18 protein-coding genes and 1 tRNA gene are annotated in these 14,479 nt (G+C 73.9%); 12 read left to right on the top strand and 7 right to left on the bottom strand.

Annotated elements, in window-relative coordinates; genetic code table 11:
* The first annotated feature begins 95 nt into the window (after positions 1-95).
* The 5 genes from moaC to AB0910_RS19125 all read left to right on the top strand — a co-directional run bounded on the left by moaC (position 96) and on the right by AB0910_RS19125 (position 3,349).
* Positions 96-653 carry a cyclic pyranopterin monophosphate synthase MoaC gene (gene moaC / locus AB0910_RS19145; protein ID WP_366745788.1) on the top strand — a complete coding sequence of 186 codons (558 nt, stop codon included), beginning with the start codon at positions 96-98 and terminating at the stop codon, positions 651-653.
* Positions 650-1,153, top strand: coding sequence for a MogA/MoaB family molybdenum cofactor biosynthesis protein (locus tag AB0910_RS19140; RefSeq protein ID WP_366745787.1), 504 nt, complete (start codon positions 650-652; stop codon positions 1,151-1,153). Before moaC ends, AB0910_RS19140 begins: the two co-directional genes overlap by 4 nt.
* Positions 1,150-1,776 carry a GNAT family protein gene (locus AB0910_RS19135; RefSeq protein ID WP_366745786.1) on the top strand — a complete coding sequence of 209 codons (627 nt, stop codon included), beginning with the start codon at positions 1,150-1,152 and terminating at the stop codon, positions 1,774-1,776. Before AB0910_RS19140 ends, AB0910_RS19135 begins: the two co-directional genes overlap by 4 nt.
* Positions 1,777-2,058: 282 nt before the next feature.
* On the top strand, positions 2,059-3,189 hold the full coding sequence (gene glpR / locus AB0910_RS19130; protein ID WP_366745785.1) for a gephyrin-like molybdotransferase receptor GlpR: 1,131 nt from the start codon (positions 2,059-2,061) through the stop codon (positions 3,187-3,189).
* 86 nt (positions 3,190-3,275) lie between these two features.
* Positions 3,276-3,349, top strand: a tRNA-Ala gene (locus tag AB0910_RS19125).
* A 69-nt stretch (positions 3,350-3,418) separates the two neighbouring features.
* Here AB0910_RS19125 and AB0910_RS19120 read toward each other — a convergent pair.
* Both AB0910_RS19120 and AB0910_RS19115 read right to left on the bottom strand, forming a co-directional pair.
* Positions 3,419-3,877, bottom strand: coding sequence for a VOC family protein (locus AB0910_RS19120; RefSeq protein ID WP_366745784.1), 459 nt, complete (start codon positions 3,875-3,877; stop codon positions 3,419-3,421).
* A gap of 46 nt (positions 3,878-3,923) precedes the next feature.
* The gene (locus tag AB0910_RS19115; protein WP_366745783.1) at positions 3,924-5,108 is read right to left on the bottom strand and encodes a damage-control phosphatase ARMT1 family protein; all 1,185 of its coding nucleotides are present in this window, start codon (positions 5,106-5,108) and stop codon (positions 3,924-3,926) included.
* Between the two features lie 604 nt (positions 5,109-5,712).
* Between AB0910_RS19115 and AB0910_RS19110 the strand changes: the two genes are divergently transcribed.
* The 6 genes from AB0910_RS19110 to AB0910_RS19085 all read left to right on the top strand — a co-directional run bounded on the left by AB0910_RS19110 (position 5,713) and on the right by AB0910_RS19085 (position 11,015).
* Positions 5,713-7,641 carry a sensor histidine kinase gene (locus AB0910_RS19110; RefSeq protein ID WP_366745782.1) on the top strand — a complete coding sequence of 643 codons (1,929 nt, stop codon included), beginning with the start codon at positions 5,713-5,715 and terminating at the stop codon, positions 7,639-7,641.
* A 75-nt stretch (positions 7,642-7,716) separates the two neighbouring features.
* Positions 7,717-8,124, top strand: coding sequence for a roadblock/LC7 domain-containing protein (locus AB0910_RS19105; protein ID WP_345643609.1), 408 nt, complete (start codon positions 7,717-7,719; stop codon positions 8,122-8,124).
* Positions 8,125-8,186: 62 nt separating this feature from the next.
* Complete coding sequence (locus AB0910_RS19100; protein ID WP_366745804.1) at positions 8,187-8,516, top strand: DUF742 domain-containing protein; 330 nt, start codon at positions 8,187-8,189, stop codon at positions 8,514-8,516.
* Positions 8,494-9,102 carry an ATP/GTP-binding protein gene (locus tag AB0910_RS19095; protein WP_366745781.1) on the top strand — a complete coding sequence of 203 codons (609 nt, stop codon included), beginning with the start codon at positions 8,494-8,496 and terminating at the stop codon, positions 9,100-9,102. The genes AB0910_RS19100 and AB0910_RS19095 overlap by 23 nt, the downstream gene beginning before the upstream one ends.
* Positions 9,099-10,475, top strand: a complete 1,377-nt coding sequence (locus AB0910_RS19090; RefSeq protein ID WP_366745780.1) for a cytochrome P450 — start codon at positions 9,099-9,101, stop codon at positions 10,473-10,475. The genes AB0910_RS19095 and AB0910_RS19090 overlap by 4 nt, the downstream gene beginning before the upstream one ends.
* A gap of 45 nt (positions 10,476-10,520) precedes the next feature.
* The gene (locus tag AB0910_RS19085) at positions 10,521-11,015 is read left to right on the top strand and encodes a DUF5949 family protein (protein WP_366745779.1); all 495 of its coding nucleotides are present in this window, start codon (positions 10,521-10,523) and stop codon (positions 11,013-11,015) included.
* 133 nt (positions 11,016-11,148) lie between these two features.
* Here the strand turns inward: AB0910_RS19085 and AB0910_RS19080 are convergent, their stop codons facing one another.
* Positions 11,149-11,340 carry a hypothetical protein gene (locus AB0910_RS19080; RefSeq protein ID WP_366745778.1) on the bottom strand — a complete coding sequence of 64 codons (192 nt, stop codon included), beginning with the start codon at positions 11,338-11,340 and terminating at the stop codon, positions 11,149-11,151.
* 268 nt (positions 11,341-11,608) lie between these two features.
* On the opposite strand from AB0910_RS19080, the gene AB0910_RS19075 reads away from it, so the two are divergent.
* Entirely contained in the window at positions 11,609-12,280 is a 672-nt protein-coding gene (locus AB0910_RS19075) for a vitamin K epoxide reductase family protein (RefSeq protein WP_366745777.1), read from the top strand.
* A gap of 150 nt (positions 12,281-12,430) precedes the next feature.
* Here AB0910_RS19075 and AB0910_RS19070 read toward each other — a convergent pair whose 3' ends face one another.
* The 4 genes from AB0910_RS19070 to AB0910_RS19055 form a co-directional block, all read right to left on the bottom strand.
* Positions 12,431-12,670, bottom strand: a complete 240-nt coding sequence (locus AB0910_RS19070) for a chaplin (protein ID WP_366745775.1) — start codon at positions 12,668-12,670, stop codon at positions 12,431-12,433.
* Between the two features lie 132 nt (positions 12,671-12,802).
* A complete protein-coding gene (locus AB0910_RS19065) occupies positions 12,803-13,141 on the bottom strand; it encodes a hypothetical protein (RefSeq protein ID WP_366745774.1) in 339 nt (112 codons plus the stop codon).
* A gap of 206 nt (positions 13,142-13,347) precedes the next feature.
* Positions 13,348-14,028: a hypothetical protein gene (locus AB0910_RS19060; RefSeq protein WP_366745772.1), complete on the bottom strand. Its 681-nt coding sequence runs from the start codon at positions 14,026-14,028 to the stop codon at positions 13,348-13,350.
* Positions 14,029-14,216: 188 nt separating this feature from the next.
* Positions 14,217-14,456 (bottom strand): chaplin, encoded by a 240-nt coding sequence (locus AB0910_RS19055; protein WP_345643635.1) that lies wholly within the window; start codon positions 14,454-14,456, stop codon positions 14,217-14,219.
* Positions 14,457-14,479: the final 23 nt, after the last annotated feature.

The following is a 14,479-nucleotide window of genomic DNA, read 5'->3' as shown; positions in this document are numbered from 1 at the left end:
CCGAGCAGCGCCGGTACGCGCCGAGGGGGCAGGCCCGCGCGGGCCTGCCCCCGTACGGCCGTCAGAACGGGCCAGGACCGGGAGCGTCACACCGTATGACCGCGATTCCGCCGGGGGGCAGCCCCGGACAGCCGGGAGCCGGGGGTCCGCTGCCCCGGGACGGGCAGGCCGTCGCCGGCCTCACCCACGTCGACGAGACGGGCGCAGCCCGCATGGTCGACGTCTCAGCGAAGGACGTCACCGCCAGGGTGGCGAGGGCCAGCGGCCGGGTGCTGGTCGCGCCCGAGGTCGTCGCGCTGCTGCGGGGCGGCGGCGTGCCCAAGGGCGACGCGCTCTCCGTCGCGCGCATCGCCGGGATCATGGGCGCCAAGCGCACGCCCGACCTCGTACCCCTCTGCCACCCGCTGGCCGTCTCCGGCGTCACGGTCGACCTCGCGGTCGCCGACGACGCGGTGGAGATCGAGGCCACGGTGAAGACCACGGACCGCACCGGCGTCGAGATGGAGGCGCTGACCGCGGTGTCCGTCGCCGCGCTCACCGTCGTCGACATGGTGAAGGCCGTCGACAAGGGCGCCGTGATCACGGACGTACGCGTCGAGGAGAAGCGCGGCGGCAAGTCCGGCGTCTGGACCCGGCCGGGAGGCGACGCGTGAGCGGCACGGGGGCGGACCGCCGCGCCCTGGTCGTCACCGCGTCCAACCGGGCCTCCGCGGGCGTCTACGAGGACACCGGGGGCCCGCTGATCGTCGCGGCCCTCACAGGCCTCGGCTTCGCCGCCGACGGCCCGCGCGTGGTGCCCGACGGCGACCCGGTGGAGAGCGCGCTGCGCGACGCCGTCGCCGCCGGCTACGACGTGGTCGTCACCACCGGGGGTACGGGCATCTCGCCGACCGACCGCACGCCCGAGGCCACCCGGCGGGTGCTCGACCGCGAGGTCCCCGGCATCGCGGAGGCGATCCGCGCGCAGGGCCTCGCCAAGGTGCCCACGGCTGCGCTCTCGCGCGGCCTCGCCGGCGTCGCGCGCCGGACCCTGATCGTCAACCTGCCGGGGTCGAGGGGCGGCGTACGGGACGGGCTCGCCGTGCTCGAAGGGGTGCTGGTGCACGCCGTGGACCAGCTCCGCGGCGCCGACCATCCCCGCCACGACGGATGAACCCCGCCTGGCCGGTGCTGCTGACGGACGGCGACGTCGCCCTCCGCCCGATAAGGGTGCGCGACCAGCGGGCCTGGCGGGACGTCAACCGGCGCAACAGGGACTGGCTCAGGCCCTGGGAGGCGACCATTCCGCCGCCCGTGCCGGGCGCGCCCCTCGCCCACCGGCCGACGTACCGGCAGATGGTGCGCCACCTCAAGCGGGAGGCGGCCGCGGGCCGGATGCTGCCCTTCGTCATCGAGTACCGCGGCCGCCTGGTCGGGCAGTTGACGGTGGCCGGAATCACCTGGGGCTCGATGTGCTCGGGCCATGTCGGCTACTGGATCGACAGCGAGGTCGCGGGGCGGGGCGTGATGCCGACGGCCGTCGCGCTCGCCACCGACCACTGTTTCCAGGCGCTCGGCCTGCACCGCCTCGAAGTCTGCATCCGTCCGGAGAACGGGCCGAGCCGGCGGGTCGTGGAGAAGCTCGGCTTCCGCGAGGAGGGCCTGCGACCCCGCTACCTGCACATCGACGGCGCCTGGCGCGACCACCTGGTCTTCGCGCTGACGGCGGAGGAGGTCCCCGAGGGGCTGTTGCGCCGCTGGCGCCAGGCCAGGCGGCACCGGACGCCCGGCGAGTGAGCGTACGGCGCCCGGGACCGCCGGGCGCCGCTTTCCCCCGCTCCCGCCTCGCCCTTTCTGCGCCCTTTCCCCGCCCTTCTGTTCGAAATGTGTTCGAATAAAAAGACGACCCGACCGGTCCTTTTATGGGAATACGTGTTCGATATCGATCAGGGTGGTTCACCATTCCGCCATAGGGTGATCCGAACAATCACAAAAAAGTTCAGTGATATCAGCCAGATCGTGCGACACACCGGCCCAATTGGCGGATGCGCTCCTGCGGATCCCTCTACGGTGTGAAGCGTGAGCAGCAGCGGCCTCATTTACGCAGTCATCGTCGGGGCCTGGGCCGCCTACTTGGTGCCGATGTGGCTCCGCAGGCAGGACGAGCTCAACGAGGCGCGTCCGACAGAACGCTTCAGCACCGCCATCCGGCTGCTGTCCGGCCGGGCGGGGATGGAGCGCAGATACGCCAAGGGCCTGCGGGAGCGCGTCGAGGACCAGGAGCCGGAGGCGGCCGAGGCACCCGAGGCGCAGGACGCCGTCGCCGAGCGCGGCGACGCGGTCCCGGACGCCGGGGCGGAGCCGATGAGCTCCGTCGACGTCCGCTCCTTCGCCGCGCCCCCCGCCCTGACCGAGGCGAGGATCGAGGTGCGCGCGGCCGCAGGGGAGCCCGCGAGGCGCCCGTCCGCCGAGGAGCGCGCGCCCCGCGCGCGCCGGTCCGCGACCGAGGCCGACCGCGCCACCCGCGCACGCCGCTCCCAGGTGCTCGCGCGCCGGCGCCGTACGACCGTGACCCTCTTTGTCGCCTTCACCGTCGGCGCCGTCGTCGCGGCGGTCGGCGGGCTGCGGCTGCTGTGGGCGCCCGCCGTGCCGGCCGTGCTGCTCAGCATCTACATCGCGCACCTGCGCGCCAACGAGCGGCGGCGCTTCACCTTCACCATGGACCGGCGCAGGGCCGAGGCGGCCGCCCAGCGGCTGCGCGAGACCCGCTCGCACCGCCAGGCGCCCGTGGAGCGCGACGAGGACGCCCTGCTCGAAGGCGACCCCGCCCCGCGGCCCGCCCAACGCGTCTCGCCGCAGGAGGCGGGCCGCAGGGCGCTGGTCGAGCAGACCGACCACGCCGAGTGGCTCGACCAGGAGCGGGAGCGCCGCCCCGGCCGCGGCGACAGCTGGGAGCCCGTCCCGGTGCCGCTGCCCACCTATGTGACCGCGCCCGTCGCGCCGCGCGCCTCCAACGGCGTCGAGGTCGGGGACCCGGAGACCTGGAGCGCCGCCCGCTCCTCGCCCGCCGCCGACCCGGCCCAGGAGCCGGGGCCCGCGCCCGCGCCTCCGCCGGCCCCGCGCCGCGCGCGCGACCACGGCAGGACGCCCCTCTTCGACCAGTACGACGACTACGGCGACGCCGACAGGCCGCGCGCGGCCAACGAGTGACCGCGCCAGGCCGCCGGCCCCGGTGACCAGCGCACAACGGATTTCCGACCACCCCGACCGGGGTGCTAGAGTCTCACTCGTCGCAAGGGCCTGTGGCGCAGTCCGGTAGCGCACCTCGTTCGCATCGAGGGGGTCAGGGGTTCGAATCCCCTCAGGTCCACAGACACAGGGAAGCCCCTGTCGGAGAGATCCGGCAGGGGCTTTTCCGTACGGTGTCCCGGGGTGCGGGTCAGGTGGCGAAGACCTGGGTGTCGTCGGCGAACGCCTTGAACTCCAGGGCGTTGCCCGCGGGGTCGAGCAGGAACATCGTCCACTGCTCGCCCTTCTCGCCCGCGAAGCGCGGATAGGGCTCGATGACGAACTCCGTGCCCGCGGCGCGCAGTCGCTCCGCGAGGTCGTGGAACTCCGCGGTCGTCAGCAGGAGTCCGAAGTGGGGCACGGGCACGTCGTGGCCGTCCACCGCGTTGTGGGCGCGCTCGGCCGGGCGCGGCGCCAGGTGGGTCACGAACTGGTGGCCGTGGAGATTCCAGTCGACCCACCGCTCGGCGCTGCGGCCCTCGGTGAGGCCGAGCACGCCGCCGTAGAAGCGGCGGGCCGCGGCCAGGTCGTCCACCGGCACGGCCAGGTGGAAGCGCGGCAGCCCGGCCGCGGTCCTCGGGGTGGCGTCGGGCGATGCGTCAGCGGTCATGGGGTGTTCGCCTCTCTCGTACGGCGGCGGCGGGTACGGGCCGACGCTACGCGCCCGCGCCCGCGACCTGCACCAGGGCGTGCGTCCCCGTCACCCGCCACGGCTCGCCCGTGGCGTCGAGCGCGGCCACCGTCTCCGGGGCGAGGCCCGTGACCACGTCCGACTTGAGGGTGCGCAGCGCCGCGACCTGGCCGGGGAAGGGGGTGGCGCACGCGGCGAACGGCGTCGTGGGCGGCCAGAGCCTGTCGCCCACCAGGCGGCGGTAGTTGAGGTCGCCCTTGAGCAGCGTGACGGTCGCGGTCGCCAGATGGCGGCGCAGGTCGTCAGGCATCTCCGCGTAGCCGAACGGCGCGCAGAAGAAGGGGTGCGCGCCGACGGCGAGCCGGCCGTCGGCCACCGCGTCCCACAGGCGGCGGCCCGCGCCGCCCGCCGCGCCGCCGGACGCGGCGAGACGCCGCAGCGCGGCGTCCGCGTCCGCGGCCGTGGCGTCAGAGACGTAGTACGGGTACGGCTTGACGTGCAGGACCGCGCTGCCCGCCCGGCCCGTGTGCAGCAGGTGGTCGAGGAGGAGCAGGTCGGGCACGAGCTCGCGGGCCGCGTTGTCGGCGATCAGGTGCACGGTCACCGCCGGGTCGTCGCCCGGCGGCAGCAGGTCCCAGAGGCGCTCGCGCTCGTCGGCCACCAGCTGCGCCGCGCCGCCTCGGGCGGTCTCGCCCGCCGTGATCCGGAAGCCGAGGTCGGCGCGGTTGCCCCAGAGCGCGGCGCCGAGCAGGGCGTCCGCACGCTCGCGCTCGGGCCGTTCCGCGAGGGCGTCGAGCGCGGCGAGCTCCTCGTCCACGGCGGTGCCGCGCAGCTCGGCGTCCTTGAAGGGCGCGAACGGGTCGAGCCCCTGCCGCACCCCGGGCGCGAAGTACCCGACGGCGCCGAGCAGCCGCCGGTAGAAGTAGCTCTCCCCCCACAGGAAGGTCAGGTCGGACCAGGGCCTGCCGACGGCGGCCCCGGCGCCCCAGGCGTCCCACTGCGCGGCGTCGTGCGCGTCCTGCGGCAGCGCCGCCACGGTCCCCTCCGTGATCTCGGCGAGCAGCCCGTCGAGCGCGCCGCGCACGGCCGGCGGATGGGGGGTGGCGTCGCGCACCTGCCGGACGAGCGCGGGGTGGCGCTCGGCGAGCACGCCGTGGGCGAAGGTGCCGGGCACGTCGGCACGGACAGCGGGGGCCTCTTCGGTGTTCACCGGTCCATGATCCCTCGCGCGCCGACGCGGTACGTACGCCGTCCGCCCGGCCGCCGGGAGGCGCGGTGTGACTGGGCTTGTCCGAGTTCTTTCGGGAAAGGCAAAACGGAGTTCTCGAATATTCGATTCCGTTGACCGCGAGGTCATTCGTGCGCTTGTCTTCCCGGGCGGCACGAGGGGCGCCGTACGGATCAGGGGAAAGGCGCCGGCGCGGCCTGCCGGACACCCCTCGCACCCCCGTCACCTCGCCCTTTCGGTGGGCGGTTTCGCGCCGCAGGTGACGGAGGGTAGATGTTCTACCGGGGGTTTTCCCGATGGTCGTCGCAGGTCAGGGCCGCCCGGCGGAAAGGCGGGCGGGCGTGCTCGGGAAAAGCGTCCATGGCCGTCCTCCGCGCGATATACGATCCCCGCATTGTTCGGCCCCCAGCAATGCCCGAAGCGCGCCCCGTTGCTCATCGACACCACGCACCCGGTCGAGGGATCGACCTCTGCCGGGGAATTGACCTCAGGATCGGCCGGGCCGGCACCGTCCGCCACGGAGTGCCGGTCGGAGACGAGACTTCGGACCACACGAAGGTTTTCCATGACCCGTGCCCGCACCCCCGTGTCTGCCACCACCGCCCGCAGGACACGCCCCTGGCCGGTCGTGCTCGTCCTCGCGTTCCTCGCCCTGACCGGCGGCGGCTTCGCCATGGAGCGGGCGGTCGGGGTCGGCGCCGTGGCGGCGTACGGCGTCGCGGGCGCCGTACTGCTCGGCTGGCTCGAATCGTTCAGGCGCGCGCAGCACGACCTCACCTACGCCCTGATCAAGCTGCGCGGCGAGGTCAAGGAGCGCGACGCCGAGCTCGCCCGCCGCGACGCCCAGTGGCACGGATACGTCAACACCCAGGCCGAACGCATCAGAGAAGAGGCGCAGTTCACGCTCGAACGGCGGCTGCCCGCGGCCCTCGCCCGCACGGCGGTGCCGCCCGCGCTGCACGCCGACGGCGCGGACGGCGCGGCGGAGACGGCGAGGCCGCCGGGCCCCGGGGGCGACGGCGGCGAGGGCATCTCCGCCTGGTTCGACCGGATGCTCGCCGAGGTCTCACGCTCCATCGACGAGCGCGAGGAGTCCCAACGGCTCTCCCTGGTGGAGCTGGCGAACCGCATCCAGACCTCGGCACACCGCATCCAGGCCAAGGCCACCGGCATCGCGGACCGCTACCCGGGCGACACGGACCTGCTGGAGACCACCATGCAGGTCGACCACGCGGCCACCCAGCAGGCCAGACACGCGCAGAGCCTCAAGGTCCTGTGCGACGAGTGGCCGGGGCAGCAGTGGCAGGAGCCGCTCGCGCTGGTCGACGTCGTACGGGCCGCGTCCGGCCGGATCATGTCGTACCGCAGGGTGGAGGTCACGGGCGACCCGGACGTCGGCATCGCCGCGATCGTCGTGGAGCCGCTGATCCACCTGATCGCCGAACTCCTCGCCAACGCCACCGAGTACTCGCCGCCGCGCACCGCGGTACCCGTCGCCGTGCGCCCGGTGCAGCGCGGCGCGGTCATCGAGGTGGACGACGGCGGACTCGGCCTCGACGACTACCGGCTCGCCGAGGCGCGGGAGATCGTCTCCGGCCGCAGGCTGCTCGGCGTGGGCGACGTGGGGGAGATCCCGCAGACCGGCTTCGCGGTCATCGGCAGGTTCGCCAGGCGGCACGGCTTCGGCGTCGACCTCGGGCCCTCGCCGTACGGCGGGATCCGCGCGGTCGTCCTCGTACCCCTGGAGATGCTGGAGAAGCTCGACCCGCCCGGCACCGCCAAGCGCCGCCCGGCGGCGGACGAGGAGCGCTCGGCCCACCGCGCCCCCGGCCGGGTGCGGCCCGACGGCCTGACCGAGGCGGACGTGTCGCCCGCCGACCCGCGGTTCGTGCACAACCCGCTGGTCCCGCAGCCGCCGCGGAAGCCCCGCAGGCCCGAACTCCCCGCGCAGGAGCCCGCCCTGCCCCGCCGCGAGGGACCCGGCACGCCAGCGCAGGGACGGGAGCGCACCGGGCGCGAGCCGGGCGGCCCCGCCCAGGACCGGGCCGCACCGGCCCGCGCGCAGGACCCGCGCCCCGAGGACCTGGCGGGCACCGGCCGCACGGCAGGGGAGCGCGACCCGTACGACCGCAGCGCACAGGACCCGATCACCCACGACCGCACCGCGCGGGACCGCGACGACGCCGCGGGCCGCCCCTCCGAGTCCGGGCGCTCCGCGGCGCAGCACCCGGCGGCCCCCGAGCCGCTCGTCCCCGAGCCCCGCCAGCGGGCCGGCTCCGCGGCCCCCGACAGCGCGCCCGAAGGACCGAGGCGGCTGCCGCGCCGCAGGTCGGCACGGGGCGAGTCGCGCCCGATGCCGAACGGCCCCAGCAGCACCACCCCGCCGGGCACGCCCGAGGAGGCGGGGGAGTGGATGTCGGCCTTTTTCGAGGGCTGCAACGAGGGCTGCAACGCGCAGGAACCCCCGCACCCGCGCCCCGCGGGCGACGACGGAACACCTCCGCCCACGCCATGACCCCGCCCGCCGGGTGCCGCCGCACCGCCCCCTCCCCTCCCGCCCTCCCGAATCACCAGAAGAACGGAACCGACCATGAGTTACGTGACCGAGCCGGAGCAGCGGAGCTGGATGATCGCCGACGTCGCCGCCGTTCCGGGGGTACGCCAGGTCATCGTCTTCAGCGCCGACGGACTCCTGCTGACCAGTTCTGAGGGGATGGACAGGGACGCGGCCGACCGGCTCGCGGCCAACTGCTCCGGACTGCTCTCGCTCGGCCGCAGCCTCGGCAAGGAGTTCGGCTCCGACGGGGGCCTCGTCCACCAGCAGATGGTCGAGTTCAACGGCGGCTTCCTCTTCATGCGCAGCGCGCACGGCGCCCATCTCGCCGTCGTCACAGGGCCCGTGGTGGACCCGAAGCTGGTGGCCCGGCAGATGCAGGCCCAGGTGATGAAGATCGGGGCCCCCAACCTCAGCAGTCCGCCCCGGCAGGGGTCTGTGTGAGCGGCTCAGCCGGCCCCGGGCGAGCGCGCCCGGGGCCGGAAACCGAGGACGGTTCCGCGGCGCTGCGCCCCTACGTCATCACGCGGGGCCGCTCGCGGCCGAGCCGCAACACGGTCGGCGTCGAGACGCTGCTGGTCGCGACCGTGCCCGCCAAGCCGCTGCCGGTGTCCGCGGCACGCGAGGAGCGGGCCCTCGTGCGGATGTGCGAGCGGCTGCTGTCCCTGGTCGAGGCCGCGGCCCACCTCGCACTCCCCGTGAGCCTGGTGAAGGTCCTTGCGTCCGACCTGGTCGACAGCGGCCACCTCACCGCGCGCTCCGGCGTGCCGCAGGCCGTACTGCCCGACCCGAAACTGCTTCAGGAGGTACTGGATGGTCTCCGTCGGCTCCGCTGACCGCTACCTGCCCGACACTGTCCAGCAGGCCGTCAAGATCCCCGTGGTCGGGGCCTTCGGGGTCGGCAAGACGACGCTGGTCGGCTCCGTCAGCGAGATCGCGCCGCTGCGCACGGAGGAGGTCATGACGCAGGCCGGCGTCGGCGTGGACGACCTCGCGGCCACCAGCGGCAAGACCACCACCACCGTCGCCATGGACTTCGGGCGCATCACCCTCAGCCCGCGCATCGTGCTCTACCTCTTCGGCACACCGGGCCAGAAGCGGTTCTGGGACCTGTGGGAGGGGCTGCTCGAAGGAGCGCTCGGAGTGCTGGTGGTGATCGATACCCGCCGCCTTGAGGACAGCTTCGACGTGCTGGAGCAACTGGAGCTGCGGCGGGTGCCGTTCGCCGTCGCGGTCAACCAGTTCCCCGACAGCCACCCCTACCCCACCGAGGAACTCCGGGAAGCCCTGGACCTGTTGGAGGAGACACCCATCGTGATGTGCGACGCGAGGGATCGCGCGTCGTCGGCGGAGGCACTGATCACCCTCGTCGAGTACGTGATGGACAGCAGCGCCGTACGCACGCCGGAGACCGCGTCGTGACGCCGCGCGGGAGCGGCCCCCACGACACGGCGCGGCACGGCGCACAGGCCGGTGCGCGGGAGGCGGCGCCGCCCGGCGGCTGCCCCGTCCCGCACGGCGCGGGCGGCGGCGGGCAGCACCGCGGCGCGGAGCGGCCGATGCTGCTCACCGACATCGTCTCCTCGCCCGACCCGCACCTCGTCTACCGCGCACTGCGCGACAGGTACGGCGCGGTGGCGCCCGTCGAACTCGAACCCGGCCTGCCCGCCTGGCTGGTGCTCGGCTACCACGAACTCCTCGTCATCACGCGCCAGGAGCAGCTGTTCTCCCGCGACCCGCGCAACTGGCACGCCCTGCGCGAGGGCAGGATCGCGCCCGAGTCGCCGCTGATGCCGATGATGCGCTACCACCCCGTCTGCTACCACGAGGACGGCGCGGAACACCGGCGCATGCGTGTCCCGTTCGACGAGGGCGTCGGCAGGCTCAACGAGCGGGCGGCCAGGCGGCTGATCGAGGTCCGCTGCCGCGCGCTCGTCGCCCGGTTCTCCGAGGAGGGCCACGCCGACCTCGTCAACGACTACGCGGCGCTCGCGCCGATGATGTCGCTCGCCGGACTCTTCGGCCTCGGCCCCGCGCAGAGCGAGGAGCTGGTGCGCACGGTCCTCGGCGTGGTGGGCTCCAACCCCGGCTCCGAGGAGGCGTACCAGACCCAGCACCGCATCATCGGCGAGATGATCGCCCGCCAGCGCGCCGCCCCCGAGACGGACCTCACCTGGACCTTCGCCCACCACCCCAACCTGGTGACGGACGAGGAGCGGTACGCGGCGATGCACCTGATGCTGATCGCGGGCAACGCCCCCACCATCTCCTGGATCGCGCAGACCCTGCGGATGATGATCACCGACCCGCGGTTCGCCGCCCGGCTGCGCGGCGGACGGCTCGGCGTGGACGACGCGCTCGACGAAGCCCTGTGGCGCGAACCGCCGTTGAACGCGATGCCCGCGCGGTACGTGCTGCACGACATCGAGCTCGGCGGCCAGGTGCTGCGCAGGGGCGACTGCCTGATCATGGGCATCGGCGCGGCCAACGACGACCCGGAGATCCGGCCGGACGAGGGCGAGGACTGGGGCAACCGCGCCCATCTCGCCTTCTCCGCGGGACCGCACCGCTGCCCCGCGCAGCTGCCGGCCCGGCTGATCGCCCGCACGGCCGTGCGCACGGTGCTCAACCTGCTGCCCGATCTCGAACTCACCGTGCCCGCCGACGAACTGGTGCCGAGCCCGTCGCCGTGGACCCGGGTGCCCGCACGGCTGCCCGTCTCGTTCACACCGCGCGGGGTGCCCGAGGGCCCGGACACCGGGCCCGACGGCGCACGGAGTGACCCCATCGGGTGACAACAAGGCGCGATCACGACCCAATAGCCGGTAATGTGACGAGATATGACCACAAGCAACACCGCGGCGTACGCCCCGCTCATGGGCACGCTCTCGGTGATCCCCTGGACCAGTGATCCCGCGGAGGGGGAGCGCAGCGCGCCGTTCCTGCTCGCCTACTCGCTCGGTGACGGGCGGCAGGGTCCCGCGGCGGGTGAGGACGCGGTGCGCGCCGTCCTCGGCGAGATCGGTCTCGAACCCGGTACCGAGACCGTGGACCTCGCGGACCGGCCGTCCGTCGCGATCAAACTGCTGGTGGAGGCGGGGCGGGCCGTGCTGACCATGCCGTACCTCAACGCGCAGTGCCCGGTGCCGCCGGAGTGGGAGCAGGACGCGCGCAGAGCGGGCCGGGTGTACTTCATCGTGGCGACCAGGCCGTGGACGGACGGGGTGCCTGGACGCCCCGTCTCCGAGGACCAGTTGCGCGCGTTCGTCGGCAACCCCGAGGTGGTCGCGACCGCGGCCCACTGCCTCGTACCGGTCCGCAGCCTGACCGGCTGACGGGAGGGCGCCCGAGCACACCCCGGGCCCGGTCCGCACGCCCGTGCGGACCGGGCCCGGAGTGCTCTGCGGCGGGGGAGCGGCGCGGCAGCCCGGCCGGGGCCGCGGGGGCCACCGGAACACCGGGACCGTCTCATCCGGCCCCGTGGCGGTCCTCGGCGCCGCTCTCCGCGGAAGCCTGCGGGGCCGCGGGCACGGTGCGCCCCGCGTCCCACCACTCCCTCACGAGGGCGTTGTAGATGGGCGTGCGCGGATGCGCCGTCTCGGCGCGCGGCTTCCGCTCGGCGGCCGGGCGGTCCCAGCGCGGGGCACGGAGGGTTTCCATACCGGGAGAACGCACAGGATGTCCACAGGGTCACTCTCGCGGGGGCGGACAGGGGGACGGGGGAAACGCTTCTTCGAACCCGTCGCTCGAACCGTCGCTCGAACCCCTTGCTCCTCGCCCCCCGGGGCCCGAACTCCGCGTGCGAGCGGCTCACTTGTGTTCCCGCTCATCGGATTGTCCGGCCACCGTCGCGGACCGGCTCGCTCGTTTCGGTGAAAGAACGCCCGTGGCGGCTGAGTCGGCCGTAACCGGGCATAGCGTCGTCGCCATGGCAACGGCAGTGGCCGGCAGGGGTTCCGCCGGCAAGCAGCAAGACGGACGCCCGGCACACGCGAGAGAGGCCGGGCCCGAGGGCGGCGGGCGCCGGTACGGCGGCAGCCGCCCCTTCGGCGTTCTCCTGGTGGTGGCGGGACTGATGGGCCTGCTGGCCGCCTGGGTGATCACCCTGGACGAGTTCGAGCTGCTCAAGGACCCGAACTTCACCCCGGGGTGCAGCCTCAACCCGGTGGTCTCGTGCGGAAGTGTGATGAAAAGCGCGCAGGCGTCGGTCTTCGGATTCCCCAACCCGATGCTGGGCCTCGCGACGTACCCGGTGGTGGTCGCGGTCGGCATGGGCGTGCTCGCCGGCGCCCGCTACGGCCGCTGGTACTGGCTCGGGCTGAACGCGGGCACCCTGTTCGGCGTCGGCTTCTGCACCTGGCTGCAGATCCAGTCGCTGTACGAGATCAACGCGCTGTGCCTGTGGTGTTGCCTGGCGTGGACGGGGACGATCCTCGCGTTCTGCTACGTCACGGTGCACAACATCGAGCAGGGGGTGCTTCCCGCGCCCGCCGCCGTGCGCACCGCGCTCGCGGAGTTCCACTGGCTGCCGCCGGTGGTGTGGCTCTGCGGCATCGGCATGCTGATCCTCACGCGCTGGTGGGACTTCTGGACCGGCTGACCACCAACGGGCCTGCTGACACAGGACGGAGCGGACGTGTGGAGCCCCAACTCCACACGCCCGCTCCGTCGTGTTCCCGAGGAGGGAGGCTGCCCGCAGGGAGGTTCCCGAGGAGGGGGGATCCGCCCGGGGGCAGCCGTTCGCGGCTTGTCAGCCGTTCGCCGCCTGGTTGCCGAACGCCGGGTTCAGCGCGCCGATCAGGTTGGCGCTGTTGCCGCTCACGTTGACCGGGACGTGCACCGGGACCTGGGCGATGTTGCCGGACAGGACGCCGGGCGAGCCGATGGCCGCGGCGCCCGCGCCCGAGTCGGCCGCTGCGGTACCGGCGGCGGCGCCTGCCGCGATGCCGGCGGCCGCGAGGACGAGAGCTGCCTTCTTGATGCCGTTCATGCGATTACCTTTCCTCGACGTTTTGTCAGTTTATGTACGGGCTCGGGTCGGTGTTCCGACCGACCCGGCCGCGTACGGAAACTCCTCCGCCTGGCGTAATCGCAAGGTGCCGCACCCTGGTGCGGGGCCGGTTCAGCCGCCGAGCGGGAGGCCGCCGAGGAGCTGGCCGACCGGGTCGGAGGGGCCCTGGTGCTTGATGGACTCCTTCGACGGGGCCTGCGCGTCCTGGGCGGGCTTCGCCTTGCTGAGGCTCTGCGCCGTGTTGTTGACGGCGTTGATCAGCGAGCCCTTGTTCGAGGGGTCGAGGGCGTTGGTGTTGATCGGTGAACCGTCGCGCAGGCCGTTGGCCGCGATCGCGTCGATCCCGCCGTTGAGGCTGGTGGGGGTGAGGCCGTCGGCGAAGGCCGGGGCGGCCGTACCGAGGGCGACCAGGGAACCGGCGACGATCGCGGCAACCTTCGTGGACTTCATGGTGTGAACCTTCTTTCGCGTGGACTGCGATATCCCTAACGAGCCCCCGCCGCCAGGGGAAACTCGCACGTACGCGAATTCCGCCGGTGCCACTCGTACGCCTGGCAGTGCGCCGACGCACGTATCGAAACCGCCGCGCGGTCGTTGGGCGCGCGACGGGCCGGCCCCGGCGCGGTCCGCCGGGGCCGGCCCTGGGCGCGCGGCCGTCAGTCGGTGAGGTCCGACAGGTTGGTCAGGCCGGGGTGGGCGAACGCGGGCAGCGTCGTCACCTGGGTCGAGGCCGGCAGCGTGGAGGTCTCGGGCTCCTGGCCGCCGGGGGCCGCAGGCAGGCCGGGGAGCTCGGGAAGGCCCGGCAGGTCCGGCTTGGGCAGCCCGCCGCCGAGCGCATCGGCGACGACCACGTTGACCAGCTGGGTCACGGTGTCGCCGACGGCCGTGCGGGTCTTCCCGCCGGACTGGGCGGTGCCCGTGCGCGCGGCGGCGGTGAGCGCGTCCACGGACGTGTCGAGCGCGGTGAGCGCCTGGTCGACCGTGGACGCGGGCGCCGTGGTACGGGCGGCCCCCGGAGCGGTGGCGGGCCGCGCGGCGGCGATCGCCTTCTCCGCGGCGGCGGAGAGCCGGTCGGCTTCCGCGGCCGGGAGCCTGCCGTGGTCTGCCTTGAGCACGGCGGTCAGCAGGTCGGTGACGGGGGTGAGGACGCCGCCGAGACCGCGCAGCGTGGCGACCTGTCGGGCGAGGGCCGCCGCGTCGGGCGCGGGCGCGGAGTGCGCGGTGCGTGCGCCTCCCGCAGGGGTGGTCGGGGCGGCGGCAGCGGGGCCCGCGGTGCCGAGGGCGAGGGCCGCGCAGGCGACGGCTGCTGCCGCGCCCAGGGGGAGGTGGGGACGCATCGTACGGGGGTCCTTTCGGAGCGCTCGGGGCGAGGGGGATCCACCTCACGGTCGGTTCCGCGGGTGTGCCCCGCAATGCACCCCGGTCCGAACGGGTGGGTGACACCGCCCCCGCGGTGTCCCGAGACGGCGGAAGCCGCCCCGCCGGGACGGCGGGACGGCTTCCTCGTGCCAGGGGGCGCGGTGCCTCAGGCGTTGACGCAGGTGTTGCCGAACGAGGGGTTCAGCAGACCGATGATGTCGATGGTGTTGCCGCAGACGTTGACCGGGACGTGGACCGGCACCTGGATGGCGTTGCCGGAGGCGACACCGGGGGAACCGATGGCCGCGGCACCCGCGCCGGCGTCGGCGAACGCGGCACCGGACGCGCCGGCGACAGCGGCGACCGCCGTGGTGGACAGGACAACAGCCTTCGCGATACGCGACATGGGGATGAGGCTCCTCGGTGTGA

Source organism: Streptomyces sp. NPDC047002 (assembly GCF_040704505.1).
Taxonomy (GTDB): Bacteria; Actinomycetota; Actinomycetes; order Streptomycetales; family Streptomycetaceae; genus Streptomyces.
The sequence above is the reverse complement of the archived record's forward strand: the minus strand, read 5'-3'. Positions and strand labels throughout refer to the sequence as shown.